We start from the raw sequence: 25416 nt of genomic DNA on the forward strand, positions 1-25416 counted from the left end.
CACCCCGGGGGACACACAATGAGCGTCGACACCACTCCAGAGGCGACGACCGATGCTCGGATACCGCATCCGGCGTGGCGCCTGCCGGTCCTCGGGGACGTTCTCGGGATCAATATCCGGACACCGCTGCAGAACTCCGTGAGCATCGGCCGCGAACTCGGCCCGATCTTCGAGAGAAATGTCCTGGGAAATCGCTTCGTCTTCGCCTCGGGCGCGGACATGGTGGCAGAACTGTCCGACGAGTCCCGGTTCGCGAAGCACCTTGCACCTGGAGTCAAAGCACTCCGCGGAATCGGCGGCGACGGCCTGTTCACGGCGTACAACCACGAACCCAACTGGGGCAAGGCGCACAATCTCCTGGCACCGGCGTTCAGCCAGACTGCGATGCGCTCGTACCACCGCACCATGCTCGACGTGGCCGGCGAGTTGGTCGACCATTGGGACAGTCGTGAAAGTGACTCCCCCATCGACGTCTCCGCAGACATGACCAAGCTGACGCTGGAGACCATCGGACGCACTGGATTCAGCTACTCGTTCGACTCCTTCGAACGTGAAGAACAGCATCCGTTCGTCAAGGCAATGGTCGGCGCACTCTCCCATTCGCAGCGCACGACGTTCCTGAAGTCGACCGCCCTCGGGCGAGTGCTCGCACGTCGCGCCGATCAACGTGACGAGGTCCGCAAGGCGTACATGGCCGAGGTTGTGGACGAAGTTATCCGTGCCCGGCGGACAAGTACCGAACCGGGGCCCGAAGATCTTCTCGAACTGATGCTGCGGGCGGCACGCGAGAACGATCCCAACCGTATCGACGAACTGAACATCCGCCATCAGGTCGTGACCTTCCTCGTCGCCGGACACGAAACGACTTCCGGCGCATTGTCGTTCGCGCTGTACTACCTGTCACGAAACCCTGACGTGCTGGCCAAGGCGCAAGCCGAGGTCGACAAGGTATGGGAGGGCGAGGAGCCCGCCTTCGAGAAGATCGCGAAACTTCGATACGTACGACGCGTCCTCGACGAATCATTGCGTCTGTGGCCGACCGCTCCCGCCTACGGGCGCGCGGCGCTCGAAGACACGACGCTCGTCGGCAAGTATCCGATGAAGAAGGGCGATTGGATGCTCGTGCTCATCCCGTCACTTCATCGTGATCCGGTGTGGGGCAACGATCCCGAGGCGTTCGATCCGGATCGCTTCCTGCCTGCCAACATCAAAGCCAGGCCGGCGCACGTGTACAAGCCATTCGGAACGGGTGAACGCGCCTGCATCGGAAGACAATTCGCCATTCACGAAGCGGTCCTCGTGTTGGGCACCATCTTGCAGAAATACACGATCGAGGCCGATCCGGACTACGAGTTGAAGGTAGCCGAACGGCTCACCCTGATGCCCGAAGGCTTCAACTTGACGGTCCGCCGACGCTGACCTCGCAAAACTGCGTCGCGCAACTCGGTTGAACAGTCCCGAATGCGGTAATCCCTGAGGTGGCAGCAGCGAGCACCGGCGCACCCTGGGAGTTCACATGACAAAGAGGCCTGCAGTGGGAATCGTCTTACTCTCGGCGGCATTGGCCACGGGAGCTTGCTCGGCAAGCGTCGGGACGCCGCAAGTGGACAAGTCCGAAGTCGCAAGTCAGATCTCCACTCAACTAGCCGAGAAGATCGGCGAGCCACCCGACGACGTGACGTGTCCGGAGAACCTCGACGCCGAAGTCGGCGCATCGATCACGTGCATCCTGACCGAGCAGGGCACCGAATACGACGTCACAGCTACCGTGACCAGCGTTGACGGTGAAAGTGCGAACTTCGACATCAAGGTCGCGGATGTGCCGAACAACTAACTGCTGTGCGCCTTTATTAACCGCCGGCGGTTAATAAAGGCGCACAGCAAGGCGTCAGAGACGCTCGATAATCGTCGCGTTCGCGGTGCCGCCACCTTCACAGATGGTCAGCAGGCCGTAACGACCGCCGGTGCGCTCGAGTTCGTTGAGCAGGGTTGCCATCAGCTTGGTGCCGGTCGCGCCGAGCGGGTGACCGAGTGCGATCGCGCCGCCGTTGACGTTGACCTTGGCCGGATCTGCGCCGATCTCCTTGATCCAGGCCAGGACGACCGGGGCAAAAGCTTCGTTGATCTCGACGATGTCGATGTCCTCGATGCTCAGGCCGGCCTTCGCGAGAGCATGCTTCGTGGCCGGGATCGGCGCACTGAGCATGAAGATCGGGTCGTCGCCGCGTGCGCTGAGGTGATGAATCCGGGCGCGGGGCTTGAGGTTGTACTTCTCCACCGCTTCCGCCGACGCCAGCAGCAGCGCACTCGCACCGTCGGAGATCTGGCTGGCCACTGCCGCGGTCATGCGTCCGTCTTCGACGAGAACCTTGAGCGTCGCCATCTTCTCGAGGCTGGTCTCGCGGGGTCCTTCGTCGACGGTCGCGTCGCCCATGGCGACGATCTCGTTGTCGAAGCGACCCGCGGCGATTGCAGCCTTGGCGCGCTCATGGCTCTGCAGGGCCCACTTCTCGAGCTCTTCGCGGCTGATGTCCCACTTCTCGGCGATCATTTCGGCGCCCTTGAACTGCGAGACTTCCTGGTCACCGTAGCGCTCGGTCCAACCGACCGAACCCGAAGTCGGCGTGTCGAATCCGTACTGCTGACCGACGATCATCGCTGCCGAGATCGGAATCTGGCTCATGTTCTGAACGCCGCCGGCAACGATCAGATCCGCGGTGCCCGACAGGATGGCCTGAGCGCCGAAGTGCACTGCCTGCTGGCTCGAACCACACTGACGGTCGACGGTCACCCCGGGAACGTGCTCCGGGAATCCCGCTGCGAGCCAGGACATACGGGCGATGTTGCCGGCCTGGCCGCCGATGGCGTCGACGCAACCGAAGATCACGTCGTCGACGTCACTGGGGTCGATACCGGTGCGCTCGACCAGTGCCTTGACGACGTGCGCACCGAGATCGATGGGGTGCACGCCGGACAGCGCGCCGCCCCTCTTGCCGATCGGTGTGCGAATGGCGTCGACGATGTAAACCTCGGACATAGCGTTAGCTCCTAGTTTCGTTGTGCAGCAATAGTTCTTGAAGTTGATTCAGCAATAGCGTCTGAAGTTGTGGCCGGATCGGAGAGCCCGTCGAGCACGATCGCGAGATATTGAGCCGCGACGGCGTGAGCCGAGAGGGATCCACCCGGTCGGTACCAGCGAACCGCGACCCACACGGTGTCGCGCATGAAGCGGAAGACCAATTCGACGTCGATGTCGGAGCGGAAGGTCCCGTCCGCGACGCCGGCTTCGAGGACGCCGACCCACAGGTCCCGGAATTCGGTGTTGCGCTCGGCCAGGTAAGCGAAGCGCTCGTTCCCGACGAGGTGCTTGACCTCGTCCTGGTAGATCGCCACAGCCGAATGTGAGGCGTCGATGGCCTCGTACGACGTCACGACCAGTGCTTCGAGCGTCGCGCGACTGTCCAACCCCGCCGCGACGATCTCGCGGTATTTTCCGAAGAGTTCGTCGAGGAACTGGTGCAGGATTTCGTCGACCATCGACTCCTTGGAATCGAAATGGTGATACAGGCTGCCGGACAGGATCCCGGCGGCGTCGGCGATGTCGCGGACGGTCGTCGCGCGCACTCCGCGATCGGCGAAGAGCCCCGCCGCGATCTCGAGCAGCTCGTCGCGGCGCCCGGACTTGCCGTTTGATTCGTCGGAATTTCGAGGTGGCGTCATGTATTCAATCCTATCCAGGGCCTTCCCCTGTGCGCGGTCAGCGAGTCCAGGGGCTCCTTAACCGCGCACGGGGACGCTAGGCCCTCTGCGAAGAAACGGAGACGATCTCGCCGGTCATGTAGGTGGAGTAATCGCTGGCGAGCATCGCGATGACCGTTGCGATCTCCCAGACCTCCGCGGCGCGGCCGTAGGCCTCACCGGAAGCCAACTGGTCGAGCAGTTCCTCACTGGTGACCTTCGCCAGGAACGCGTGACGCGCAATGGAAGGCGAGACCGCGTTGATACGGACTCCGTACTCCGCTGCTTCGATGGCGCTGCACCGAGTCAGCGCCATGACGCCGGCCTTGGCTGCGGCGTAGTGCGCCTGGGAATGCTGCGCGCGCCAACCGAGAACGGACGCGTTGTTCACCAGAACACCGCCGTGGGGAACGCTCTTGAAGTACCGCAGGGCGGCGCGCGTCGAACGGAAAGTGCTGTTGAGTGTGATGTCGAGAACGCGATCCCACTGATCGTCCGTCATGTCGACGACGGGAGTTTCACCGCCAAGGCCCGCGTTGTTGACGACGATGTCGATACGTCCCAACTTCTCGGCGGCGCCGACGAACAACGCGTCGACCTGCTCGGTGCTCGATACATCGCAGATGATCGATTCGACCTGCTGACCGGGGAATTCGGCCTTCAGCTTCTCCACCGTCTCGCCGAGTCGACGCTCGTGGAAGTCGGAGACGAGAACGTCGCCGCCCTCGAGAAGCACCCTGCGCGCAGTGGAGAAACCGATGCCGGTTCCGGCTGCGGCGGTGATGATCGCCTTCTTGCCCGCGAGCAGTCCGTGGCCCGGGGTTTCCTCCGGCGCAACGGAAAGCGGGGACGCGGCTTTGGTGTCAGACATTAACGGGCCTCTCGGGGAAGACCGAGCACGCGCTCGGAAATGATGTTGCGCTGAATTTCGTTGGAGCCGCCGTAAATCGTGTCGGCGCGGGTGAAGAGGAAGAGGCGTTGCCATTCGTCGAGCTCGAGGTGCTCGGGATCGGTGATGTCCGAGGCATTGCCTTCGGAATCCGCCCACGGTGCAACCAACGACGACGCACCCTGCACGTCCATCGCCAGCTGTCCCAGATCACGATGCCAGTTGGCCCACAACAGTTTTGCGACGGACGCTTCTCCGCCACCGGTTCCGGCGTCGACCGCGTCGAGAGTGCGCATCGCGTGGGCGCGCATCACGCGCAGTCCGACCCACGCGCGGGCGATCTTTTCGCGAATGTGCGGATCCTGGTCACTGCCATTGGCTTTCGCCAGGTCGACGACGCCTTGGAGCTCGCGGGCAAATCCGATCTGCTGTCCGAGCGTCGATACACCGCGCTCGAAGGTGAGCAGCCCCATCGCGATCTTCCAGCCCTCGCCGGGTTCCCCGACCACCAGATCGGCATCGGTGACGGCGTCGTCGAAGAAGACCTCGTTGAACTCCGATGTGCCGGTGAGCTGCTGAATGGGCCGAACTGTCACACCGGGCTGATCCAACGGGACAAGCAGGAAGCTCAACCCCTGGTGACGCTTGGAGCCCACCTCGGTGCGGCAGACCACGAAGCACCACTGCGCGACGTGAGCCAGTGAGGTCCACACCTTCTGGCCGTTGATGATCCACTTGCCGTCTTCGAGGCGTGCGGTCGTGGAGACGTTCGCGAGATCGGAACCGGCGCCGGGCTCGGAGTAGCCCTGCGACCACAGTTCACTGACCGTGTTGATGCCAGGAAGGAATCGGCGCTTCTGCTCGTCGGTGCCATACGCGATCAGCGTCGGGCCGAGCAGCTCTTCACCGATGTGGCTGACGCGAGCGGGCGCACCGGCCTTCGCGTACTCCTGATGGAAGATGACCTGCTGGGAGATGCTTGCTCCCCGCCCGCCGAACTCCTTCGGCCACCCGAGGCACGTCCACCCCGACGCTGCGAGGTGCTTGTCCCACTCGAGTCGTTGCTCGAAGAACTCGTGCTCACTGCCGGGGCCGCCCTTACCCTTGAGCTGGGCGAATTTGCCCGTCAAGTTCTCGGCCAACCACTGCGCGACCGTGGCCGCAAACTCGTCGTCCGTCATCTGCCCGTCCGGGCTCTCGCTCTGGTCCACATATGTAAGATAACCTACCAAGCACTTGCTAGGTAGCGTGTCAGGTAGGAGTCCAGTGACCGAACAACCGAGAACCATCCCATCAGCCCTCATCCGGGCCGCCGAGGAGTTCGGTGAGCGCGCGGCTATCGCCGATGGCGACACCCGACTGACCTTCGCACAGCTACATCAGCGCGTCCGCGATTTCGCCGGCGCACTGATCAACCGTGGGGTGAAGGCAGGCGACCGCGTCGTCATCTGGGCGCCCAACACGTACCACTGGGTGATCGCCCTGCTCGGCGCTCAGTACGCCGGCGCAGCCATCATCCCGATCAACACGCGCTACACCGGCACCGAAGCACTCGACATCATCGAGCGCGTCGACGCAGCTGCCCTGGTGGTCGTCGGCACGTTCCTCAAGGCCGACCGGTACCAGCAGTTGCTCGACGCCAATCCGGACCTGAGGATCCCCACCGTCATCCAGGTACCGATCGACGGGGACGACGACCGTGACGGCGTCATCGAGTTCGAGGACTTCCTCGCGCTCGCCACCGACGCCGCCCGCACCGAAGCCGACGCGCGTGCTGCGAAGGTGCAGCCAGACGACGTCAGCGACATCCTCTTCACCTCCGGCACCACGGGGCGCAGCAAGGGTGCGATCACCGCGCATCGTCAGTCCATCGCTGTCGCCAAGTCGTGGGGTGAATGCGCCGAGGTCACCGCCGACGACAACTTCCTCATCATCAGCCCGTTCTTCCACACCTTCGGGTACAAGGCCGGAATCCTGGTCTGCCTGTTGAACGGTGCGACGATCGTGCCGGTGTCCGTCTTCAACATCGACGACACCCTCGCATTGGTCAGCAGCGAGAAGATCAGCATCCTGCCTGGCGCCCCGACGATCTACCAGACCATCCTCGATCATCCCCGCCGCAGCGAATACGACCTGTCCTCGCTCCGCATCGCGATCACGGGCGCAGCACCCGTGCCGGTTGCCCTCGTCGAGCGCATGCAAGCAGAGCTTTTCGACGCCGTCCTCACGGCATACGGTTTGACCGAGGCAGTGGTTGCGACCATGTGCCGCACCGACGACGACCCGGTCACCGTCTCCACCAGTTCCGGCCGCGCGACAGCCGATTTCGAGGTCAAGATCGGCGACCAAGGCGAGATCCTGCTTCGCGGACCGAACGTCATGCTCGGGTACCTCGACGACCCGGAATCCACCGCCAAGGCAATCGACGTCGACGGCTGGCTGCACACCGGAGACGTCGGAACCCTCGACGAGCGCGGATATCTCGACATCACCGACCGTCTGAAAGACATGTACGTCAGCGGCGGATTCAACGTCTACCCCGCCGAGATCGAGGGCATGTTGGCTCGCCTGCCCGGCGTCCACGAGTCTGCTGCCATCGGCATCCCCGATCACCGGATGGGAGAGGTGGGCCGCGTCTACATCGCCCAACTCGACGGTGCCGGCCTCACCGAAGAGTCGGTAATCGCCTTCCTCAAGGAGAAGATCGCAGGCTTCAAGGTGCCCCGCGAGGTGCGCTTCGTAGATCACCTGCCCCGTAACCCTTCGGGCAAGGTCCTCAAAACGGTTCTGCGCGAGGAACAATCATGACCGTTCCCTTCGAAGCCGACGTCGTGACCTACGAGGTTCGTGACTCGGTCGCCGTCGTGACCTTGAATCGACCCGACTACCGCAACGCCCAGAACTCGGTGGTCACGTACGCCCTCGACGCGGCATTCCAGCGCGCCGTCGAAGACGACGAGGTGAAGGTGATCGTCCTGGCAGGCAACGGACCTCACTTCAGTGCCGGTCACGACCTGGGAACTCCGGGACGCGACCATCACGTCGAGTACGAGAACAAGGCCACCATGTGGTGGGATCACGTCGACAAGCCAGGCGGTGACCAGCGTTTCGCCCGCGAGATGGAGGTCTACCTGGGCATGTGCCGCCGTTGGCGGGAGATCCCCAAGCCCACCATCGCGATGGTGCAAGGCGCCTGCATTGCCGGCGGGCTCATGCTCGCCTGGGTCTGCGACATGATCGTCGCGGCCGACGACGCCTTCTTCTCCGATCCCGTTGTCCGCATGGGCATCCCCGGCGTCGAATACTTCGCGCACCCGTGGATGGTCGGTTCACGATTCGCCAAGGAAATGCTCTTCACCGGCGATAGGTTCACCGCGCAACGTGCATACGAAATCGGCATGGTGAACCGCGTCGTCGCCCGCAAGCATCTCGAGAAGGAGACGTTCGAGCTCGCCGGACGTATCGCCGAGATGCCGCGCTTCGGACTGGCTTTGACCAAGAAGGCCGTCAATCAGTGCGAGGATCAGATGGGGATGCGCAACGGCATCGACTCCGTCTTCGGTCTGCATCACTTCGCTCACGCTCACAACGCCGAAGTCGGCAAAGACTCGCTTGGTGGACTCGACGCCAAAGCTATGGCTGCCAGTGCTCGCGCACCGCAGGAAGGAACAAACTAGTGGATCTCGTATTCGACGACGCCACAACCGCATTCCGTGACGAGGTTCGCTCGTTCCTGGAAGCGAATGTGCCCGCAACTCCCCTGAAGTCGATGGATACCGCCGAAGGCTTCGAAGAGCACCGTCAGTGGGAGCACACTCTCGCCGACGCCGGCTACGCCGTCGTCTCCTGGCCCAAGGAACTCGGCGGACGCGATGCATCCCTGCTCGAATGGGTCATCTTCGAGGAGGAGTACTACCGCTCGGGGGCGCCCGGCCGCGTCAGCCAGAACGGCATCTTCTTGTTGGCTCCCACACTGTTCGAGCATGCAAATGCCGAGCAGTTGGCTCGCATCATGCCACGCATGGCTCGTGCCGACGACATCTGGGCCCAGGCCTGGTCCGAGCCCGAATCCGGTTCCGACCTCGCTAGCCTGCGTTCGAGTGCGAAGAAGGTCGACGGCGGCTGGCTGCTCAACGGGCAGAAGACGTGGAGCTCGCGTGCCAGCTACGCCGACTGGGGCTTCGGCTTGTTCCGCTCCGATCTGGATGCGCAGCGCCACAAGGGCATCACGTATTTCATGTTCGACCTCCGGTCGAAGGGTGTCACCGTTCGCCCGATCGATCAGCTCGACGGTGAGCCCGGCTTCGCCGAGATCTTCCTCGAAGACGTCTTCGTTCCGGACGACCCGGCCAACCCAGGTGAGTCGGGTGTAATCGGAAACGTCAACGAAGGTTGGCGCGTCGCGATGAGCACCGCGAGCAACGAGCGTGGTCTCTCGCTGCGCAGCCCCGGCCGCTTCCTCGCCACCGTCGACCGCCTGCTCGAGCTGTACAAGTCCAGCGGACGCACCGACGACAGCGCTCTGCGCAACCAGGTCGCCGACGCCTGGATCGGCGCTCGCGCTTACCAACTCAACACATTCGGCACCGTCACCCGTCTGGCCGACGGTGGACAGCTCGGCGCCGAGTCCTCGATCAACAAGGTCTTCTGGTCCGAGTGGGATATCGCCACCCACGAGACTGCTCTCGAACTTCAGGGCCCTGAAGCCGAGTTGGCCGACAACTGGATGGACGGATACCTGTTCTCCCTGTCCGGCCCGATCTACGCAGGCACCAACGAGATTCAGAAAAACGTCATCGCTGAGCGTCTGCTCGGCCTACCGAAGGCGGACCGATGAGATTCGCGCTCGACTCCTCCCACCAGGACTTCGCTGCAAGCATCGATGCACTGCTGACCAAGTCCGACATGCCCGCCGTCATCCGTTCGTGGAACGACGGTGACACCGAGCCGGGCAAGAAGCTCTGGCAGCGCCTCGCCGAGACCGGCGTCAACGGTCTCGTCATCTCCGAAGAGCACGACGGACTCGGCGCCGACGCCGTCGACCTGGTCGTTGCGCTCGAACAGCTCGGTCGGCACGCAGTACCCGGACCGGTCGTCGAAACGATCGCCGTGGCGCCGACGCTCCTGGCTTCCGTTGCACCGGAACGTCTCTCTGCTCTCGCCGAGGGTTCGCTGGCAACCGTCGCAGCTCCCCCGCGCACACCGTTCGCGCTCGACGCCGATGCGGTGGATCTGGTTCTGCTAGCGCAGGACGGTGCCGTATCACTCGGCGTCCCTGGCGAAGCCAAGGCATCAGTGGATCTCTCCCGCAAGCTCTACGAGGTTTCAGCCGGCGAATCGCTGGGCTCCGCCGACTTCTCGGCCGCCTTCGACATGGGCGCTCTTGCCACTGCCGCGCAGTTGCAGGGCCTGGGCCAGACACTGCTCGAGGTCACCACCGAATACGCGAAGCAGCGCAAGCAGTTCGGCAAGGTCATCGGACAGTTCCAGGCCATGAAGCACCACCTGGCCGAGGTTGCCGTCTCCCTCGAGATGGCTCGCCCCCTGCTGCACGGCGCCGCACTGTCGGTTCGCGATCAGTCGGCCGACGCCTCGCGTGACATCTCTGCGGCCAAGGTCGCGTGCGGGGATGCTGCGTACAAGGCCGCTCGCGTCGGACTCCAGGTTCACGGCGCCATCGGCTACACGATGGAACACGATCTCTCCTTGTGGCTCACCAAGGTACGGGCGCTGCTCACCGCGTGGGGCACACCGTCCGAGCATCGCGCACGCGTCGTCGAAGCGCTGGTTGCATCATGAGCATCGACACCGAAGACCAGGCAGCATTGCGCGCATCGGTACGCGATCTCCTGAGCAAGCATTCCGACTCCGCTGCCGTCCGCGCCGCCATCACCACCGAGATCGGCTACGACGCCGCTTTGTGGAGCAAGCTGTGCGAGCAGATCGGCGTCGCCGCGTTGGCGATTCCGGAGGAGTTCGACGGCGTCGGAGCAGGTTTGGGCGAGGTACATGTGGTCCAGGAGGAATTGGGCCGCACGCTGACCCCGTCACCGATGCTGGGTTCGGCGATTCTTGCCGCACAGGCACTGCTGCTTTCCGGTGACAACGACGCATGCTCGCGACTGCTGCCCGGTGTCGCGTCCGGCGAGAGCACGCTCGCTCTGTGCTGGGCAGGTGCCGCGGGTTGGAGCACCTTCAGCGTCGAGGCAACCGAAGACGCGTTGACCGGCACGGCGTCGTACGTCCTCGACGGACACGTCGCAGACACCCTGCTCGTTCTGACGGCCGACGGGTTCTACGAAGTGGATCCAGCGGCCGAAGGCGTCTCCCGCCGACGCGTCCCCACCATGGATCCGACGCGAACGCTGGCGGAGGTCACGTTCTCCGGTGTTCGTGGTCGGCCACTGGAGTGGTCCGAAGATCTGGTCGATCGGATCCGAACCGTCGTTCTGATCGCCTTGTCTGCTGAACAGGTCGGAGCGGCAGCAGCGATCGTCGAACAGACCGTGGAATACACCAAGTCGCGCAAGCAGTTCGGTCGCGCGATCGGTTCTTTCCAGGCCCTCAAACATCGGATGGCCGATATGTACACGTTGGTCGAGACGGCGCGCTCGATGACGTACGCCGCCGTGGCGACGCAGTCGGCGGACGACGCGGCAGTGGCGAAGGTCTACTGCTCGGAAGCCTTGCAGCAGATCACCTCCGAAGCGGTTCAGTTGCACGGCGGAATCGCAATCACCTGGGAGCACGACGCTCAGCTGTACTTCAAGCGTGCACACGGCAGCGCTCAGCTCTTCGGTCAGCCGAGCACCTACCTGCCGAGCCTCGCGCAGGCAGCGGGCCTCTAGGAGACGTCGGTGCTTGTTCGCTCGGGATTGCGAGCGAACAAGCACCACTGGTGCCCAGTCAGTGGAATGCCCAGCAGATTAATAGCTCTGGATCGCGCAGAATCGGTCACCAGACAGCTGTCCATCCCACAGACCGGAGTTTTCTCGTGAATCGATTCGACGACAAGCGCGTCCTCATCAGCGGCGCAGGATCCGGAATCGGCCAGGCCACCGTTGCCCGCATCCTGGCAGAAGGTGGCACCGTCGTCGCCGCCGACATTTCCGAGACCGGCCTCGAACAGACGCTGAACACCGCGAAGGACGCAGGACACTCCGATCGCCTGACCACGGTGAAGGTCGACATCTCCAGCGAAGAGTCTGTTCGCGAACAGGTCGGCGCTGCGATCAAGGCTCTGGGCGGGCTCGACGTGCTGGTCAATGCGGCGGGCATTCTGCGCTCCGCGCACACCCACGAGATGACACTCGATTTCTGGAACACCGTCATCGGGGTCAACCTCACCGGAACATTCCTCATGACGAGGGAGTCCCTGCCGGCACTGCTCGAAAGCGGAGCAGGCGTCGTGGTCAACTTCAGTTCCACATCGGCGACCTTCGCCCACCCGTACATGACGGCATATGCGGCGTCGAAGGGTGGAATCCAATCCTTCACGCACGCACTTGCACTCGAGTACAGCAAGCAGGGTCTTCGCGCCGTGGCCGTCGCACCCGGCAGCATCGCGTCGGGCATGACGTCCGATCCCGGCTTCCCGGCCGACATCGACTTCACGCTGCTCGGCAAGCTGGCCCCGGCAATCGGTGAGGGTTTCGCTCCCCCGTCCGCGGTCGCCGGCGTGATCGCGATGCTCGCTTCCGAGGACGGCTCGTTTGTCACCGGAACGGAAATCCGCATCGACGGCGGCACGCATATGTGACCACTTGCTGTGCGCCTTTATTAACCCCCGGCGGTTAATAAAGGCGCACAGCAGCGAGGCGGCATACTTATCTCGTCGCCCGGAACCGGTCCGGCGGTACGACGTGCGGTGGGGAGCCAGCGGTGAGCGAGTCAACAGGCACTACGAACCTCGAGCCCGTGCTGATCAGTCCCGTCGTCGGCGGAAAGATCCGCACCTGGTCCGAGGACGAGACCCGCTTGTGGAGCGTCGACGATCCCGCGGCGCTCGGCGCACTGTTGGGACGCGGTCTCGTAGCCCGTACGACCCTGCCGGACAACAAGTTCCGAGAGGTTGCGTTTCTGGATACCCAGACCCAGGCCCTCACTGTGCAGCCGCGCTTCGCTTCCCCTGACAGCACTGCACTTGCCGCACCGTTCAAGCTCACCGAGGCGTCGACCCCGACGTCCGACGCTTGGGAAGATCTCGAATCGGTACTCGCGTCGGTCGCGATCTCCGCTGCTGGACGTGGCGAATTCTGGCTCGCGGAACTCGGCGGGTGGGATTCTCCGCACGAGCCGAACTGCCTCTTCACGACCGTCGACGAATCGGGACTGGCCAACGCGGTCATGGAGGCCACCCCCGCGCCCGCCGGAACCGGCGTCTGGCCGGAGGTTCCGAGCGGACAAACCGGCGTTTCCGTTTCGGCACCAGCCTCACAGGACACCATCGAGGCTGCCGGAATCTTCGCGGTATCAGCGATCGAGACGTGGGGCGTCACACCGTGGGACATCAACCTCACTTTCGGCAAACTGGTCGATTTCGCCTGATCAGCGGCGCCGACACGCGGCGGTGAGTTGTACGTCTCCCCTCAGCCGACGGCTCACGGTTCGTCACAACACGCCCGATGGCGACGACATCGGGCCCCTCGGTGGGCATACTGAGGGAACTGGGGTTACTCCCGGTCACAAATACCCGTGGATCCGCGTCGGGGCGGGTGCGGTCCGACAACACGCGAGCAGCCACAGACACTGGCGGCTCCGAAAGGTTCAATCATGGCAACCGACCAATTACAGACGGTTGTATTGCACGGCGACCAGCTCAAGTACGTCGACCAAGGCAGTGGCCCCGTTGTGGTGCTCATTCACGGCCTACTGGGCGCGCACTCCAATTGGGAGCCGCAGATCGAGACGCTCTCGCGTCATTACCGCGTGATCGCCCCTGATCTCTTCGGACATGGTGCGTCGGACAAGCCTGCCGGCGACTACTCACTCAGCGCTCACGCCGCCACTGTGCGTGACCTCCTCGAGGCCCTCGACATTCCGTCGGCCACCCTCGTCGGCCACTCCCTCGGTGGTGGGATCGCGATGCAGACACTGTATCTCTTCCCCGAGCGTGTGGAGCGGCTGTGCCTGGTAGCCAGCGGCGGACTCGGCCCCGAGGTGAGCCCACTCCTGCGTGCAGCAACTCTGCCCGGCAGCGAACTGGTACTTCCCGTCCTCGCGTCCCGGACCCTGACCGACGTGACAGACAAAGCGCTCGGACTTTTCAACAAGATCGGCCTGTTCAAGCTCGGTGCCAGCGCGAGTGAGGCCCGTAAGAGCTTTGCTTCGGTGTCGGACGCGTCGACGCGTCAGGCATTTCTGGCGACGGCACGATCGGTCATCAATTACAACGGTCAAACCGTCAATGCCACTCCGCATTTCGCCAACTTCAAGAATCTGCAGGCACTACTGGTGTGGGGCGAGGAAGACACCATCATCCCCAACGCCCACACCGAGAATGCTCGCGCCGAACTACCGCTGGGGCGGGTGGAGATATTCAAGCGCGCCGGGCATTTCCCGCACCTTGACTATCCGGATCGCTTCGACCGTGTCTTCTCCGAATTCATGACGGACTGCGGAGTCGGTATCGGCATCGGACCCAAGGCCGTCAGCAGCTGAACTAGCTCCCCGCAACCAGCTCTTCGAGGTAGCTCGCCACCCCGTCCTCGTCGTTCGTGGGCAAAATTCGGTCGGCGAGCTCGATGACCTCGGCTCTGGCGTTGGCGGGCGCCAGAGCCGTTCCGGCCCAGGTCAGCATCGCAACGTCGTTGAAGGCGTCACCGGCCGCGGCAACTTCCGACGCGTCGATGCCGTCGATCGCGCACAACTGCGCGAGAGCGCTGGCCTTCGAGACGCCCGCTGCAGCCATTTCCATGTACGGAGCCCCGGAGTGGGTCAACTCCACACCCTCGATGCCCGCAGCGACCGCAGTTCGGTACAGGTCGGCGCTGGGAACCTCGGCATGCCGGGCCACGATCTTGACCATCGGCTCCACGTCCAGCGGCAGCGTATCGGCGAGCACCATCTCGTGCAGGTGCCGGTGATGGTCCGCGAACTCGCACAGAGCGGCATACTCCGGCTCGGCAAAGAACTGCGTGGGTCCGACGTTCGCGAACACGACGCCAGGAATCAGAGCACGAACCTGCTCCATAGCTGTTGCAGCCAAAGATGTTTCGATCGAAACGGTGTCGACGATCTCCGGAGTCCCGTCCGCCAGGTCGAGAATGACAGCTCCGTTGGCACACACAGCTTTACCGCGAAATCCGCACGAGCTCGCCAACGTGTGTACCGAATGCCTGGCCCGGGCCGTCGCCCACACAACTTCGATCCCCGCGAGCCGCGCGTTCTCCATGGCCTGCGCGGTGCGCGCCGAAATCGTTCGGTCGGAGCGCAGCAGGGTGCCGTCGAGGTCGGTTGCGAACATACGAATACGGGTCACCAGACAATGATGGCAGTCCGTTCGCAGCCCTCACCAACTACATGACATGGGCCGTTGCTCTGTCAATTACTTGCTTGGGCCTCGAGAAGGTGCCGACGCATCTCACCGAAGACCACACCCAGCCGCTCGACATCTCGCGGGCTCAGCAGGTCGAACATGCTCTCCCGTACAGCGGCCACGTGCGCCGGGCTTGCCGACGCCAATTTCTCGGCACCCGAGTCGGTCAGCTCCGCATTAGCGCCCCTCTTGTCGTCGACACACTCGACCCGGCGCACCCACCCGGCACCGACCAGCCGATTGACGGCCCTGGTCACACCACTTCGGGTCGCCATCACAGCGTCGGCGAGCTCACTCATGCGCAGTTGCCGGCCGGGCGCTTCGGCGAGAGCGACCAGCAGTTCGAAATCGGTGAAGGAAATGTCGGAGTCTCGCACCAACTGCTGATCGAGAACACGCTGGAGCAGTCGGGTCGAGTCCAGGTAAGCCCGCCAGGCCGTTTGCTCCGAGTCGCTCAACCACCGCGTCGATTCCATGACACCAGCATATCCGAAGTAGTTGACAACGAAATCAAATGATCTATTCTCAACGTAGTTGATCAGTCAACTACCTGTTCGAAGAGAAGGTTCAACCGAGAGGCGGGCGCTATGAGCGACAACAACGCAGTGCAGTTCGAGGAACGCCGGGCCGAGATCAGGGATCGACATCTGCTCCCCGCCGACAAACGACCCGCATCGACCGCCCGCGGCCTGCACCATACGGCCCTGATCAGCAGTGACGTCGAACGAACCGTGAAGTTCTACCAGGATCTCCTCGGATTCCCACTCACCGAGTTGATCGAGAACCGTGACTATCCCGGGTCTTCGCACTTCTTCTTCGACATCGGCAATGGCAACCTTCTGGCGTTCTTCGACTTCCCGGGTCTCGACGTGGGCCCGTACCAAGAAGTACTCGGCGGCCTCCACCACATCGCGATCAGCGTCGAACCCGCCAAGTGGGCGAAGCTACGTACCAGACTGACCGAGGCCGGCGTCGAACTGATCGAGCACAGTGAGGTTTCGCTGTACTTCCGCGATCCCGACGGCGCTCGACTCGAACTGATCGCAGACCCACTCGGTGAGATGTACGGCAATCACGTCCTCTGAAAACTTGCTCTCCCCCATACCATTCGGAAGGCACACCATGACCTCCACTCTGTCGCAGCCGAACCTCGATATCCGTCGATCCGGGGATCGTTTCAAGTCCAATGCCGGCTGGCTGGACTCGAAGCACTCGTTCTCGTTCAGCAATCACTACGACCCGAAGAACACTCACCACGGTCTTCTTCTGGTGAACAACGACGACATCGTCACGCCGGGAATGGGATTCGACACCCATCCCCACCAGGACATGGAGATCGTCACCTGGGTACTGAGAGGTTCTCTCGTACATCAGGATTCGATGGGTCATTCGGGTGTCATCTACCCCGGTCTAGCCCAGCGGATGAGCGCCGGAACGGGCATCCTGCATTCGGAGAAGAACGATTCGTGGCGACTCGGTGACGTGGCCGGCAGCCATTCCGACAAGCACAGCGACCCGGTTCACTTCATCCAGATGTGGGTCATCCCCGACGAAGCCGGAATCACCCCCGGCTACGAGCAGTTGGAGATCGACGCCGAATTGCTTGCCGGTGGACTGGTTCCCGTCGCCTCCGGCATGGACGCGTACGCCGATCACTCGGCAATCCGGATCAAGAACAAGTACGCCGCGATGCACGTTGCGCGTCTGCAACCCGGACAGCCCGTGACCCTGCCCGACGCACCGTTCCTGCACGTTTTTGTCGCCGACGGTCAGGCCGCCATGGAAGGCGTCGGAGTGCTCGAACAAGGTGACGCGGTACGCGTGTCCGGCGGCGGAGGTCAGCAGCTCAGCTCCGATACCGGGGCAGAGGTCATCGTCTGGGAAATGCACGCCACCGTTTCGCAGGGATGACATGAAGCCCTTCTCGTACGACGCTTCACCGGCTCGAATTGTCTTCGGCCAAGGGATGATCGATACGATCGCCGAAGAAGTGCGGCGGCTCGGCCGTAGCCGAGTGATGGTGCTGGCAAGTCGTCGACTCGACGCGGTTGCCGCCGCCGTGACCGAATCTCTCGGCGACATGGCGGTGGCCCGCTTCGACGGCGCTGTGATGCATACTCCGATCGAAGTCACGACAGCCGCGCTGAGACTTGCCGAGAACCATCACGTCGACACGGTCGTCGCGATCGGCGGCGGTTCGGCAACCGGGTTGTCCAAGGCATTGGCACTACGAGCGGGGTTCGATCAGATCGTCGTTCCGACAACGTACGCGGGATCAGAAGTCACTCCGGTGTTGGGTGAAACAGAGGACGGACGCAAGACAACTCGCTCCTCTCCCCACATCAGACCGGAAACCGTCATCTACGACGTCGACCTCACTCTCGATCTGCCGCTGGATACCACCGTCACCAGCGCCGTCAACGCGATGGCGCATGCGGTTGAAGCGTTGTACTCCACCGAGTCCAACCCGATCACGGACTTGATGGCGATCGAGGCGATCTCCGGGATCGGCCGTGCGCTGCCGAGCATTGTCGATGATCCGAAAAATCTGGAAGGTAGGGCCGAACTACTGCAAGCAGCCTGGTTGGCCGGAACCTGCTTGGGCACGGTCGGTATGGGGCTTCATCACAAGTTGTGCCACACCCTCGGTGGCAGCTTCGGTTTGCCGCATGCTCCCACCCACACCGTTGTCCTCCCCCACGCGATGGCATTCAACGCGCCTGCCGTCCCGGATGTGATGTCGCGAATAGCGACTGCTCTGGGCGCATCCGACGCCGCCACCGGCGTTTTCGACCTCGTCACCTCGTGCGGCGGACCGACCACTCTGCGAGAACTGGGAATGAGTCACGATCAAATCGAAAATGCAGTCGAACTCGCCACCTCCGCCGCGTATCCGAATCCGCGTGAGATCACCCCGCCGGGCCTGAGCGAACTCCTCGAGAACGCCTGGTCCGGGCGTCGACCCGCCATCAGGTGAGAACGAATCAGGCAGTACCGCCTCGCGGCCTGACATGTTCGAAGATCAGAATCGTCTCGGTCGCAGCAACCGCCGGATGCGCCGAGAGATTGTTGACAACGAAGTCACGCAACTGCGCCGAATCTGTCGTTGCGACGTGCAGCATGTAGTCGTCGACACCGGCAACGAAGTACACGTTGAGCACCGAGTCCAGCTTGGCGAAATCGTCGCCGAGCCGGCTGAGGTGCGACCGTGCGTTGGCCTGCAGTCGAACTGCGATCATCGCCTGCAGATCCATTCCGAGAGCGGCGGGATCGATGTCCGCATGGAATCCCCTGATCACGCCGTTTTCCACCAATGCGCGCACACGTCCGAGGCATGTCGACGGCGCAATTCCCGCGATCGCGGCCAGCGCATTGTTCGGAATCCTCGCATCCTTCGCCAGCTCTTCGAGCAGAACCCGGTCGATCTCGTCCAACTTCATTGCTGCCCGAACATGCTTCGGCGAGGCAGCCGTCTGAATACCGATTTTTGAACTTTCACGCACCATACATACAGCGTAGAGAATTATCTTCACTTCTCTTCACTATCTGGCGACGAAACTTCATGCTTGGCACCTGCCATTCGAAGAAACAACAGACTCAGTTCGGAGCCGTGTCATGAAGGTCGGAATCCCCCGCGAGATCAAAAACCACGAGTACCGCGTGGCCATCAGCCCAGCAGGCGTCCACGAACTGGTCGGCCGAGGACACGAAGTCGTCATCGAAACGGGTGCAGGCGTCGGCTCCTCGTTCAGTGACGAGGATTTCAAGGCCGCGGGCGCGCAGATCCTCGGATCTGCCGATCAGGTCTGGACGGACGCAGATCTACTCCTGAAGGTCAAAGAACCTATTGCAGAAGAGTATTCGCGACTCCGTAAGGATCAGGTTCTCTTCACCTACCTGCACCTGGCGGCGTCGAAGGAATGCACCGACGCGCTCCTGACGTCGAAGACCACCTCCATCGCCTACGAAACAGTTGTCGGTTCCGACGGTTCACTGCCCCTCCTCGCCCCGATGAGTGAAGTAGCCGGACGCCTGGCACCGCAGGCGGGCGCCTATCACTTGATGCGTCACGGCGGCGGACGCGGAGTGCTGATGGGCGGCGTACCCGGAGTGCGCCCCGCCAAGGTCGTGGTGATCGGTGCGGGAGTCTCCGGTAAGAACGCCATCGCCGTGGCCTACGGCATGCAGGCCGACGTCACCGTTCTCGATCTGTCGATCGCTCGCCTGCGGGAAATCGACGAGCTGTACCACGGCCAGGTCAAGACCATCACGTCCAACAGCCTCGAACTCGAACAGGCTGTACTCGACGCCGACCTCGTCATCGGCGCGGTGCTGGTCCCCGGGGCGAAGGCGCCGACTCTCGTCTCCAACAGCCTGGTGGCGCGTATGAAGCCGGGTTCTGTCCTGGTCGACATCGCCATCGACCAGGGAGGCTGCTTCGAGGATTCACACGCGACCACGCACGCCGATCCGACGTACCAGGTTCACGGTTCGGTCTTCTACTGCGTTGCGAACATGCCCGGAGCCGTCCCCCGTACGTCCACCTACGCACTCACCAACGCGACGCTTCCGTACGTCGTCGCATTGGCAGACAAGGGGTGGAAGGACGCGGTCGCGACAGTTCCCGGCCTGGGGTCAGGTCTGAGCACACACGACGGCCTGCTCCTGTCCGACAGTGTTGCAGCGGCGCATGGGTACTCGGCTACCACTCTCTGACCCAGGCAGCTCTGACCCACGCAGCTCTGACCCAGGCAAGGACAGCTCGAGATCGCTAGCCTTGATCCATGAGCATTCCTGACATCACGCTGAATTCCGGAACCACGATCCCGCAACTCGGCCTCGGAGTCTGGCAGGCCACCAACGACGAAACCGAGCATGCAGTACGGTTCGCACTCGACGAGGCCGGCTACCGGCACATCGACACCGCTGCCGCCTACGGAAACGAAGAGGGCGTCGGACGAGGTATCGCCAACTCGTCCGTCGCGCGAGAGGACATCTTCCTCACCACGAAGCTGTGGAATGCGGATCAGGGCTACGAGCCGGCGTTGAAGGCTTTCGACACCAGCATCGACAAGCTGGGCGTCGACTACGTCGATCTCTACCTCATCCACTGGCCTCTGCAGGACAACGACCGACTCCTCCGCACGTGGGACGCACTCGAAAAGATCGCGGAATCGGGCCGCGCCAAGGCAATCGGGGTGTGCAACTTCGAGCCGCATCATCTGCAGCTTCTCGTCGAACGCGGTGGATTGTTGCCCGCAGTCGATCAGGTGGAACTGCACCCGCACCTCACGCAGCACGCCATTCGCGACAAGGCCGCCGAGCACGGGATCAAGGTCGAATCGTGGAGCCCACTCGGCGGTACCAGTAACGCAGGTTGGGGTAAGGCGTCCAAGCCCAACACCCTGCTCACCGACCCGATCATCACTCGAATCGGTGACCGCCACAGCAAGACTGCCGCGCAGGTCCTGATCCGTTGGCACCTTCAGAACGGCCTGATCGTCATCCCGAAATCCGTACACGATGCTCGAATCGCTCAGAACATCGACGTATTCGACTTCGAACTCACCGATCTCGACCTGAGCGAAATCGATACGCTCGACGACGGTACCCGCGTCGGCGCGCATCCCGATGAACTCAACATCGGTGCACCGAACTGATCAAGCCGCTCGTTTGGTGGGGCGAAGCGCATCGAATCCGTTTCGCCTCACCATCGTTCCGAGGGTCTTCCACCACGGCCGAGCCGGATCCGGCTCGCTTCCGTCGCCCATCCGGTGCAGCTGATCGGTATGCCACTGCAGGTCGAGTGCACCGTCGAGCATCGAGATGTCGGCAACCTTCCCCAACAACTTCCGCGCTCCGAACTCAACAGTCGGCACGGTCAATCGTTCCCGATCCGATTCCAGGAGAACGGTTGCCGCGTCGGGGATCGTGATCGTCGGCCGGCCGAGGCCGATCACGTCGCACGCGCCGGAAGCCAGTGCCTCGACCATCGCCGATCGCGAGCGGAAGCCGCCGGTGACCGCCAAGGGAATGTCGCCGGCAATCGCTCGGACTGTCTCGGCGTACTCGAGGAAATATGCCTCTCGATCGCGAGTGCTCTGCTTCTGCGCTTTACCCATCATGGCCGGCGATTCATAACTGCCACCGCTGATCTCGATGAGATCCACCGACTCTTCGGTCAACGCGCGCACTACTTCTCGCGACTCGTCTTCCGAGAATCCACCTCGTTGGAAATCAGCCGAGTTGAGCTTGACCGAGACCGCGAATCCCGGAGCAACGGCAGAGCGTATGCGCCGAACGATCTCGATCAGAAAGCGTCGTCGACGCTCAGGATCTCCACCCCACTCGTCCGTCCGCTGATTGGACAAGGGCGAAAGGAACTGCGCAACAAGATAACCGTGCGCTGCGTGTATCTGCACGCCCCCGAAGCCGGAGGACTCGGCGACGCGAGCGGTTTCCGCGAACTTGTCGATGATCTCGTCGATCTCAGCGGTCGAGAGTTCTCGCGGCGTCGCCATTCCCGGAATCTTCAGCGCGATCGCGCTCGGGGCGACCGGTCTACCTCTGCTGGCAATCGGGTTGGATTGCCGCCCTGGGTGGTTCAGCTGCATCCAGATCTCGGCGCCGCCGTTCTTGGCGGTCTTGGCCCAGGCAGTCAGTGCTTCGGCATCACGATCGTCGTCGACGACGACATTGCCCGGTTCGGCGATCTGCGATCGATCGACCATGACATTGCCGGTGATCAGCAAACCGAACCCGCCACTGCCCCAACGACCGTACAGCGTTTCCAAGCGAGTGGACGGTCCATGAGTGCGGTCACCCAGAGCCTCGCTGAGCGCAGCTTTCATCGTGCGATTCCGCAGGATCTGCCCGCAGGGCAAAGTCAACGATTCTCCGAGCGTGGTCATGGATGCCTCTCGTATGAAGGGAAGAAAGTCAATGGCGTGGCGCAGAACCGAAGTGCCGCTTGGTATCGCGCACGAAGCTCGAGAAGATCAGCGAGTTGACCGGTAGCCCGCCGCGCACCGCGAGCGACAGCTTCGGACGCGGCGAGAATGCAAAATTCCACTGCAGTCTCGAACCCACTGCGAGCTCGTCGACGCGGTAGTCCTCCGCGAAGGATTGGAACAGCGGAACATTGGACTGTTCGACGTAAAACGAGTGCCGACGCGTTTCGTCGTCCCAGGTGATGAACTTTTCGCGCATCTGCATCGCACCGCCGCCCACCTCCGCGATTCGGCGCGTGCCGACGCCGTAGGGGCGCGGCGAGGTGTAGTGCACTTTTGTGAGCAGTCGGCACCACGACAAAGGCTCGTCGGCGGTCAGACCGGCCCAGACGGCGTCAGGTTCGGCGGCGAGATCGATCGAGTACGTGAAGATATGCGGTGCCGTGTCGAAGAAATCGACACCGACCGGTTCGAGGTCGAACCAATGTGTCATCGCCTACTCCTGCCCAATTAGCCGTTACATGAAGTTACGGATACTTGACGACCGAAGTCAACCCCCGAAGGCTCAGCGGGACCAAGCCTCAGAACGAGAGAGCCCCTGCAGTGAAGCGATGACCTGTTCGAGCGGCTCGATACTTCGAGTCGTCTGGCACACCGCCACTGCACCTTCGACCGACGTGATCGTCAGGTTTGCCATCGATTTTGCCTGCACTGCAGGATAACCCGCAGTTTCGAGTTGCGATTCGATCAACTTCTGCCATCCCAGCATGACCTCAGCCGACACTTCCGCGACTTCTGGCTCACTGGCACGCGCCAACCCGCCGGCAATCACCGGGCAGCCGATCGCGAAGTCCGAGCGTGTGAGATTGAGTCGCCAGATGTCTCCGACCGCTTCGATCACGTCGGCCGTGGAACCGGTAGCCGCAGCCGAGCTGATTCGTCTGGTGATGATCGCACCGGCCGCGCGCACAGCTTCGACCATCAACTCCGTCTTGCCGCCTGGAAAGTGATGGTAGATCGACCCACGGGGCGCGCCGCTGTGCTTGATGACGTCGCTGAAGGATGTCGCATCGACGCCGTTGCGGCTGATCAGTTCGACCGCACTACGAATCATGCGATCACGTGAGCTCAGCTCTGCCATGTCACAGATCCTTCGGCCGTCGGTACACCTGTCGACTCATACGCTACGTTATGTATGACGACCTACATAGTGATGGGATGAAACAATGAGTGACGAGACAACCGCGACCGTCGATCCGGCGCAGATGACAGGCCTCGAACTTCTCCGCTGGATGGGAACGCAGGTCAACGACCGGCCCAGCATCGGACGCCTCCTCGGCATGGAGATGCGCGAGGTCAACGAAGGATCCGTGAGCTTCGCCCTGACCCCGCGCGCCGATTTCAGCAACCCGCTCGGCACTGTGCACGGCGGCATCTGCGCAACGCTGCTCGACTCGGTCATGGGCTGCGCGGTACACACGATGCTTCCGGCCGGCGTCGGCTACACGACCCTCGAACTCAAGCTCAACTACATCCGCACGGTGCCTCTCGACGGTGACGAACTGACAGCCCACGGCAGCGTCATTCACGTGGGCGGGCGTACCGCGACGGCAGAGGGCAAGGTCCTCGACAAAAACGGCAAGTTGGTGGCGCATGGAACCACGACGTGCATGATTTTTCGCTAAGCCGACGAAGGATGGCGAGAATGTAGCTGCGCCCGACGTGAGCAGGGTGCGAGTGCCGATGTACGATCGGCTCGTGACCCTGCTCACTGCGCACCTCTGGTGGCCCGACCGCTGACGGTCAGCCGCAACTGCGTGCTGCCCGGACCGATATCGGGTGGTCCAGCAGGCTCCTCTCAGGATCCCCGATCCGGCAAATGCCGTACGCGTCGTCGCTACGACCGCCAAGATCAGGTACCGAATCCACGAAGGAGAGTTAGTTGACCACCACCCCACTCAACCGTTCGCTCGAGCCTTTGGGCGTCTCCATCCCGTCGAAAGTGCCGACGCACTGGTACAACCTGGCGGCTGACCTCCCCGAGCCTGTTCCCCCGCACCTGCATCCGGGCACTCGTGAGCCGCTCGGCCCCGAGGACTTGGCGCCGCTGTTCCCGATGAACCTCATCGCGCAGGAAGTCGCAACCGAGCGCTACATCGAGATCCCGGAGACGGTTCGCGAGATCTACGGCATGTGGAGGCCCTCTCCCCTGTTCCGCGCGCATCGACTCGAGCGCGCTCTCGGCACACCTGCCCGCATCTACTACAAGTACGAAGGCGTGAGCCCGGTCGGTTCACACAAGCCGAATACTGCTGTCGCGCAGGCTTACTACAACGCAATCGAGGGAACCACCAAGCTCACCACCGAAACCGGTGCGGGACAGTGGGGTGCGTCGCTGTCGTTCGCGGGCGCGCTGCTCGGACTCGACGTCGAGGTATGGCAGGTTCGCTCGTCCTTCGATTCGAAGCCGTACCGACGCATCCAGATGGAGGCGTACGGCGGAATCTGTCACCCGTCGCCTTCGGACCTGACGGAAGCCGGACGCGCACTGTTGAAGTCGCATCCCGACACCACCGGCTCGCTCGGTATGGCCATCAGTGAGGCCGTCGAGGTCGCTGCGCAGGATCCGAACACGCACTACTCACTCGGTAGCGTGCTGAACCACGTCATGCTGCACCAGACCGTGATCGGTCAGGAAGCAATGGTCCAGCTCGAAGAAGCCGGCGACGCCGTCCCCGACACCGTGTTCGGTTGCGCCGGTGGCGGTTCCAACCTCGCCGGACTCACCTTCCCGTTCCTGGGACGAAACCTTCGCGAAGGCACCAAGACTCGTCTGGTCGCCTGCGAGCCGTCGGCATGCCCGTCCCTCACCCAGGGCGAGTACCGCTACGACTTCGGTGATGTCGCCGGCCTGACGCCGCTGCTCAAGATGCACACTCTGGGTAAGGATTTCGTACCGCCGGCCATCCATGCCGGTGGCCTCCGCTACCACGGCATGTCGCCGATGGTCTCGCACGCGGTCAACCTCGGACTCATGGATGCAATTGCCGTCGATCAGGACGACGCACTCCAGGCAGGTCTGATTTTCGCCCGCGCCGAAGGAATCATCCCGGCTCCGGAATCCACCCACGCGGTTGCCGGCGCTATCGCTCACGCCCGTGCCGTCACCGAACCCGAGGTGATCGTGATCGGGCTGTCCGGCAACGGTCAGTTGGATCTTCCGGCGTACTCGCCTTACGTCTGACGCCGTCGGTGTGGTGGTCTCGTGCGTACGAGGCCACCACACTTCGTCACACCGAGCA

The 25416-nt window shown here is 62.8% G+C and carries 27 protein-coding genes; 17 read left to right on the forward strand and 10 right to left on the reverse strand.

Annotated features, from left to right (window positions below):
- The first annotated feature begins 18 nt into the window (after window positions 1–18).
- Together QRN54_RS01605 and QRN54_RS01610 are read left to right on the forward strand one after the other, a co-directional pair.
- The gene (locus QRN54_RS01605) at window positions 19–1419 is read left to right on the forward strand and encodes a cytochrome P450 (RefSeq protein WP_007734205.1); all 1401 of its coding nucleotides are present in this window, start codon (window positions 19–21) and stop codon (window positions 1417–1419) included.
- 97 nt (window positions 1420–1516) lie between these two features.
- Entirely contained in the window at window positions 1517–1834 is a 318-nt protein-coding gene (locus QRN54_RS01610; protein ID WP_020906277.1) for a DUF4333 domain-containing protein, read from the forward strand.
- A 54-nt stretch (window positions 1835–1888) separates the two neighbouring features.
- On the opposite strand, the gene QRN54_RS01615 is transcribed toward QRN54_RS01610, so the two are convergent.
- The 4 genes from QRN54_RS01615 to QRN54_RS01630 all read right to left on the reverse strand — a co-directional run bounded on the left by QRN54_RS01615 (window position 1889) and on the right by QRN54_RS01630 (window position 5838).
- Window positions 1889–3037: an acetyl-CoA C-acetyltransferase gene (locus tag QRN54_RS01615; protein WP_003945727.1), complete on the reverse strand. Its 1149-nt coding sequence runs from the start codon at window positions 3035–3037 to the stop codon at window positions 1889–1891.
- A gap of 11 nt (window positions 3038–3048) precedes the next feature.
- Complete coding sequence (locus tag QRN54_RS01620; protein ID WP_003945807.1) at window positions 3049–3720, reverse strand: TetR/AcrR family transcriptional regulator; 672 nt, start codon at window positions 3718–3720, stop codon at window positions 3049–3051.
- A 76-nt stretch (window positions 3721–3796) separates the two neighbouring features.
- Entirely contained in the window at window positions 3797–4609 is an 813-nt protein-coding gene (locus QRN54_RS01625) for an SDR family oxidoreductase (protein ID WP_003945582.1), read from the reverse strand.
- Entirely contained in the window at window positions 4609–5838 is a 1230-nt protein-coding gene (locus QRN54_RS01630; protein ID WP_007734188.1) for an acyl-CoA dehydrogenase family protein, read from the reverse strand. Before QRN54_RS01630 ends, QRN54_RS01625 begins: the two co-directional genes overlap by 1 nt.
- 55 nt (window positions 5839–5893) lie before the next feature.
- On the opposite strand from QRN54_RS01630, the gene QRN54_RS01635 reads away from it, so the two are divergent.
- The 8 genes from QRN54_RS01635 to QRN54_RS01670 all read left to right on the forward strand — a co-directional run bounded on the left by QRN54_RS01635 (window position 5894) and on the right by QRN54_RS01670 (window position 14287).
- Complete coding sequence (locus QRN54_RS01635) at window positions 5894–7435, forward strand: FadD3 family acyl-CoA ligase (protein WP_021332413.1); 1542 nt, start codon at window positions 5894–5896, stop codon at window positions 7433–7435.
- On the forward strand, window positions 7432–8304 hold the full coding sequence (locus tag QRN54_RS01640; RefSeq protein ID WP_007734183.1) for an enoyl-CoA hydratase: 873 nt from the start codon (window positions 7432–7434) through the stop codon (window positions 8302–8304). The genes QRN54_RS01635 and QRN54_RS01640 overlap by 4 nt, the downstream gene beginning before the upstream one ends.
- Window positions 8304–9464, forward strand: a complete 1161-nt coding sequence (locus tag QRN54_RS01645) for an acyl-CoA dehydrogenase family protein (protein WP_285181494.1) — start codon at window positions 8304–8306, stop codon at window positions 9462–9464. The genes QRN54_RS01640 and QRN54_RS01645 overlap by 1 nt, the downstream gene beginning before the upstream one ends.
- Window positions 9461–10426, forward strand: a complete 966-nt coding sequence (locus tag QRN54_RS01650; protein WP_007734178.1) for an acyl-CoA dehydrogenase family protein — start codon at window positions 9461–9463, stop codon at window positions 10424–10426. The genes QRN54_RS01645 and QRN54_RS01650 overlap by 4 nt, the downstream gene beginning before the upstream one ends.
- Complete coding sequence (locus QRN54_RS01655) at window positions 10423–11475, forward strand: acyl-CoA dehydrogenase family protein (protein WP_285181495.1); 1053 nt, start codon at window positions 10423–10425, stop codon at window positions 11473–11475. Before QRN54_RS01650 ends, QRN54_RS01655 begins: the two co-directional genes overlap by 4 nt.
- A gap of 146 nt (window positions 11476–11621) precedes the next feature.
- Window positions 11622–12386 (forward strand): SDR family NAD(P)-dependent oxidoreductase, encoded by a 765-nt coding sequence (locus tag QRN54_RS01660; RefSeq protein WP_042449451.1) that lies wholly within the window; start codon window positions 11622–11624, stop codon window positions 12384–12386.
- Window positions 12387–12508: 122 nt separating this feature from the next.
- Entirely contained in the window at window positions 12509–13174 is a 666-nt protein-coding gene (locus QRN54_RS01665) for a hypothetical protein (RefSeq protein ID WP_285181496.1), read from the forward strand.
- 225 nt (window positions 13175–13399) lie between these two features.
- Window positions 13400–14287: an alpha/beta fold hydrolase gene (locus QRN54_RS01670; protein WP_285181497.1), complete on the forward strand. Its 888-nt coding sequence runs from the start codon at window positions 13400–13402 to the stop codon at window positions 14285–14287.
- 1 nt (window position 14288) lies between these two features.
- Here the strand turns inward: QRN54_RS01670 and QRN54_RS01675 are convergent, their stop codons facing one another.
- Window positions 14289–15107 carry an HAD family hydrolase gene (locus tag QRN54_RS01675; protein WP_003945542.1) on the reverse strand — a complete coding sequence of 273 codons (819 nt, stop codon included), beginning with the start codon at window positions 15105–15107 and terminating at the stop codon, window positions 14289–14291.
- A gap of 62 nt (window positions 15108–15169) precedes the next feature.
- Entirely contained in the window at window positions 15170–15640 is a 471-nt protein-coding gene (locus QRN54_RS01680) for a MarR family winged helix-turn-helix transcriptional regulator (RefSeq protein WP_007734171.1), read from the reverse strand.
- Between the two features lie 111 nt (window positions 15641–15751).
- Here QRN54_RS01680 and QRN54_RS01685 point away from each other — a divergent pair, with 111 nt between their 5' ends.
- The 3 genes from QRN54_RS01685 to QRN54_RS01695 are packed head-to-tail and all read left to right on the forward strand — an operon-like array spanning window position 15752 to window position 18141.
- Window positions 15752–16249, forward strand: a complete 498-nt coding sequence (locus QRN54_RS01685; protein ID WP_007734170.1) for a VOC family protein — start codon at window positions 15752–15754, stop codon at window positions 16247–16249.
- Between the two features lie 37 nt (window positions 16250–16286).
- The gene (locus QRN54_RS01690) at window positions 16287–17075 is read left to right on the forward strand and encodes a pirin family protein (protein WP_007734169.1); all 789 of its coding nucleotides are present in this window, start codon (window positions 16287–16289) and stop codon (window positions 17073–17075) included.
- Between the two features lies 1 nt (window position 17076).
- Window positions 17077–18141 carry a maleylacetate reductase gene (locus tag QRN54_RS01695; protein WP_007734168.1) on the forward strand — a complete coding sequence of 355 codons (1065 nt, stop codon included), beginning with the start codon at window positions 17077–17079 and terminating at the stop codon, window positions 18139–18141.
- Window positions 18142–18148: 7 nt separating this feature from the next.
- On the opposite strand, the gene QRN54_RS01700 is transcribed toward QRN54_RS01695, so the two are convergent.
- On the reverse strand, window positions 18149–18670 hold the full coding sequence (locus QRN54_RS01700; protein ID WP_007734167.1) for an Lrp/AsnC family transcriptional regulator: 522 nt from the start codon (window positions 18668–18670) through the stop codon (window positions 18149–18151).
- A 109-nt stretch (window positions 18671–18779) separates the two neighbouring features.
- On the opposite strand from QRN54_RS01700, the gene ald reads away from it, so the two are divergent.
- Complete coding sequence (ald, locus tag QRN54_RS01705) at window positions 18780–19880, forward strand: alanine dehydrogenase (RefSeq protein ID WP_003945541.1); 1101 nt, start codon at window positions 18780–18782, stop codon at window positions 19878–19880.
- 68 nt (window positions 19881–19948) lie between these two features.
- Window positions 19949–20824, forward strand: coding sequence for an aldo/keto reductase (locus tag QRN54_RS01710; RefSeq protein WP_007734162.1), 876 nt, complete (start codon window positions 19949–19951; stop codon window positions 20822–20824).
- Here the strand turns inward: QRN54_RS01710 and QRN54_RS01715 are convergent, their stop codons facing one another.
- The 3 genes from QRN54_RS01715 to QRN54_RS01725 all read right to left on the reverse strand — a co-directional run bounded on the left by QRN54_RS01715 (window position 20825) and on the right by QRN54_RS01725 (window position 23255).
- Window positions 20825–22075, reverse strand: coding sequence for an NADH:flavin oxidoreductase/NADH oxidase family protein (locus tag QRN54_RS01715; protein ID WP_007734160.1), 1251 nt, complete (start codon window positions 22073–22075; stop codon window positions 20825–20827).
- Window positions 22076–22103: 28 nt separating this feature from the next.
- A complete protein-coding gene (locus tag QRN54_RS01720) occupies window positions 22104–22607 on the reverse strand; it encodes an SRPBCC family protein (protein ID WP_019746932.1) in 504 nt (167 codons plus the stop codon).
- A gap of 72 nt (window positions 22608–22679) precedes the next feature.
- On the reverse strand, window positions 22680–23255 hold the full coding sequence (locus tag QRN54_RS01725) for a TetR/AcrR family transcriptional regulator (RefSeq protein WP_007734151.1): 576 nt from the start codon (window positions 23253–23255) through the stop codon (window positions 22680–22682).
- Window positions 23256–23340: 85 nt separating this feature from the next.
- Here QRN54_RS01725 and QRN54_RS01730 point away from each other — a divergent pair, with 85 nt between their 5' ends.
- Window positions 23341–23799 (forward strand): PaaI family thioesterase, encoded by a 459-nt coding sequence (locus QRN54_RS01730; RefSeq protein ID WP_003945940.1) that lies wholly within the window; start codon window positions 23341–23343, stop codon window positions 23797–23799.
- A gap of 257 nt (window positions 23800–24056) precedes the next feature.
- Window positions 24057–25358, forward strand: a complete 1302-nt coding sequence (locus tag QRN54_RS01735) for a TrpB-like pyridoxal phosphate-dependent enzyme (protein ID WP_003945451.1) — start codon at window positions 24057–24059, stop codon at window positions 25356–25358.
- The last annotated feature ends 58 nt before the right edge of the window (window positions 25359–25416 follow it).

The sequence above is a fragment of the Rhodococcus sp. MEB032 genome, assembly GCF_030208925.1.
Taxonomy (GTDB): domain Bacteria; phylum Actinomycetota; class Actinomycetes; order Mycobacteriales; family Mycobacteriaceae; genus Rhodococcus_F; species Rhodococcus_F qingshengii.

Coding starts and splice junctions, on each gene's coding strand:
- QRN54_RS01605 (WP_007734205.1), top strand. CDS start 19: ATGAGCGTCGACACCACTCCAGAGGCGACGACCGATGCTCGGATACCG.
- QRN54_RS01610 (WP_020906277.1), top strand. CDS start 1,517: ATGACAAAGAGGCCTGCAGTGGGAATCGTCTTACTCTCGGCGGCATTG.
- QRN54_RS01615 (WP_003945727.1), bottom strand. CDS start 3,037: ATGTCCGAGGTTTACATCGTCGACGCCATTCGCACACCGATCGGCAAG.
- QRN54_RS01620 (WP_003945807.1), bottom strand. CDS start 3,720: ATGACGCCACCTCGAAATTCCGACGAATCAAACGGCAAGTCCGGGCGC.
- QRN54_RS01625 (WP_003945582.1), bottom strand. CDS start 4,609: ATGTCTGACACCAAAGCCGCGTCCCCGCTTTCCGTTGCGCCGGAGGAA.
- QRN54_RS01640 (WP_007734183.1), top strand. CDS start 7,432: ATGACCGTTCCCTTCGAAGCCGACGTCGTGACCTACGAGGTTCGTGAC.
- QRN54_RS01650 (WP_007734178.1), top strand. CDS start 9,461: ATGAGATTCGCGCTCGACTCCTCCCACCAGGACTTCGCTGCAAGCATC.
- QRN54_RS01655 (WP_285181495.1), top strand. CDS start 10,423: ATGAGCATCGACACCGAAGACCAGGCAGCATTGCGCGCATCGGTACGC.
- QRN54_RS01670 (WP_285181497.1), top strand. CDS start 13,400: ATGGCAACCGACCAATTACAGACGGTTGTATTGCACGGCGACCAGCTC.
- QRN54_RS01680 (WP_007734171.1), bottom strand. CDS start 15,640: ATGGAATCGACGCGGTGGTTGAGCGACTCGGAGCAAACGGCCTGGCGG.
- QRN54_RS01685 (WP_007734170.1), top strand. CDS start 15,752: ATGAGCGACAACAACGCAGTGCAGTTCGAGGAACGCCGGGCCGAGATC.
- QRN54_RS01690 (WP_007734169.1), top strand. CDS start 16,287: ATGACCTCCACTCTGTCGCAGCCGAACCTCGATATCCGTCGATCCGGG.
- QRN54_RS01695 (WP_007734168.1), top strand. CDS start 17,077: ATGAAGCCCTTCTCGTACGACGCTTCACCGGCTCGAATTGTCTTCGGC.
- QRN54_RS01700 (WP_007734167.1), bottom strand. CDS start 18,670: ATGGTGCGTGAAAGTTCAAAAATCGGTATTCAGACGGCTGCCTCGCCG.
- ald (WP_003945541.1), top strand. CDS start 18,780: ATGAAGGTCGGAATCCCCCGCGAGATCAAAAACCACGAGTACCGCGTG.
- QRN54_RS01710 (WP_007734162.1), top strand. CDS start 19,949: ATGAGCATTCCTGACATCACGCTGAATTCCGGAACCACGATCCCGCAA.
- QRN54_RS01715 (WP_007734160.1), bottom strand. CDS start 22,075: ATGACCACGCTCGGAGAATCGTTGACTTTGCCCTGCGGGCAGATCCTG.
- QRN54_RS01720 (WP_019746932.1), bottom strand. CDS start 22,607: ATGACACATTGGTTCGACCTCGAACCGGTCGGTGTCGATTTCTTCGAC.
- QRN54_RS01725 (WP_007734151.1), bottom strand. CDS start 23,255: ATGGCAGAGCTGAGCTCACGTGATCGCATGATTCGTAGTGCGGTCGAA.
- QRN54_RS01730 (WP_003945940.1), top strand. CDS start 23,341: ATGAGTGACGAGACAACCGCGACCGTCGATCCGGCGCAGATGACAGGC.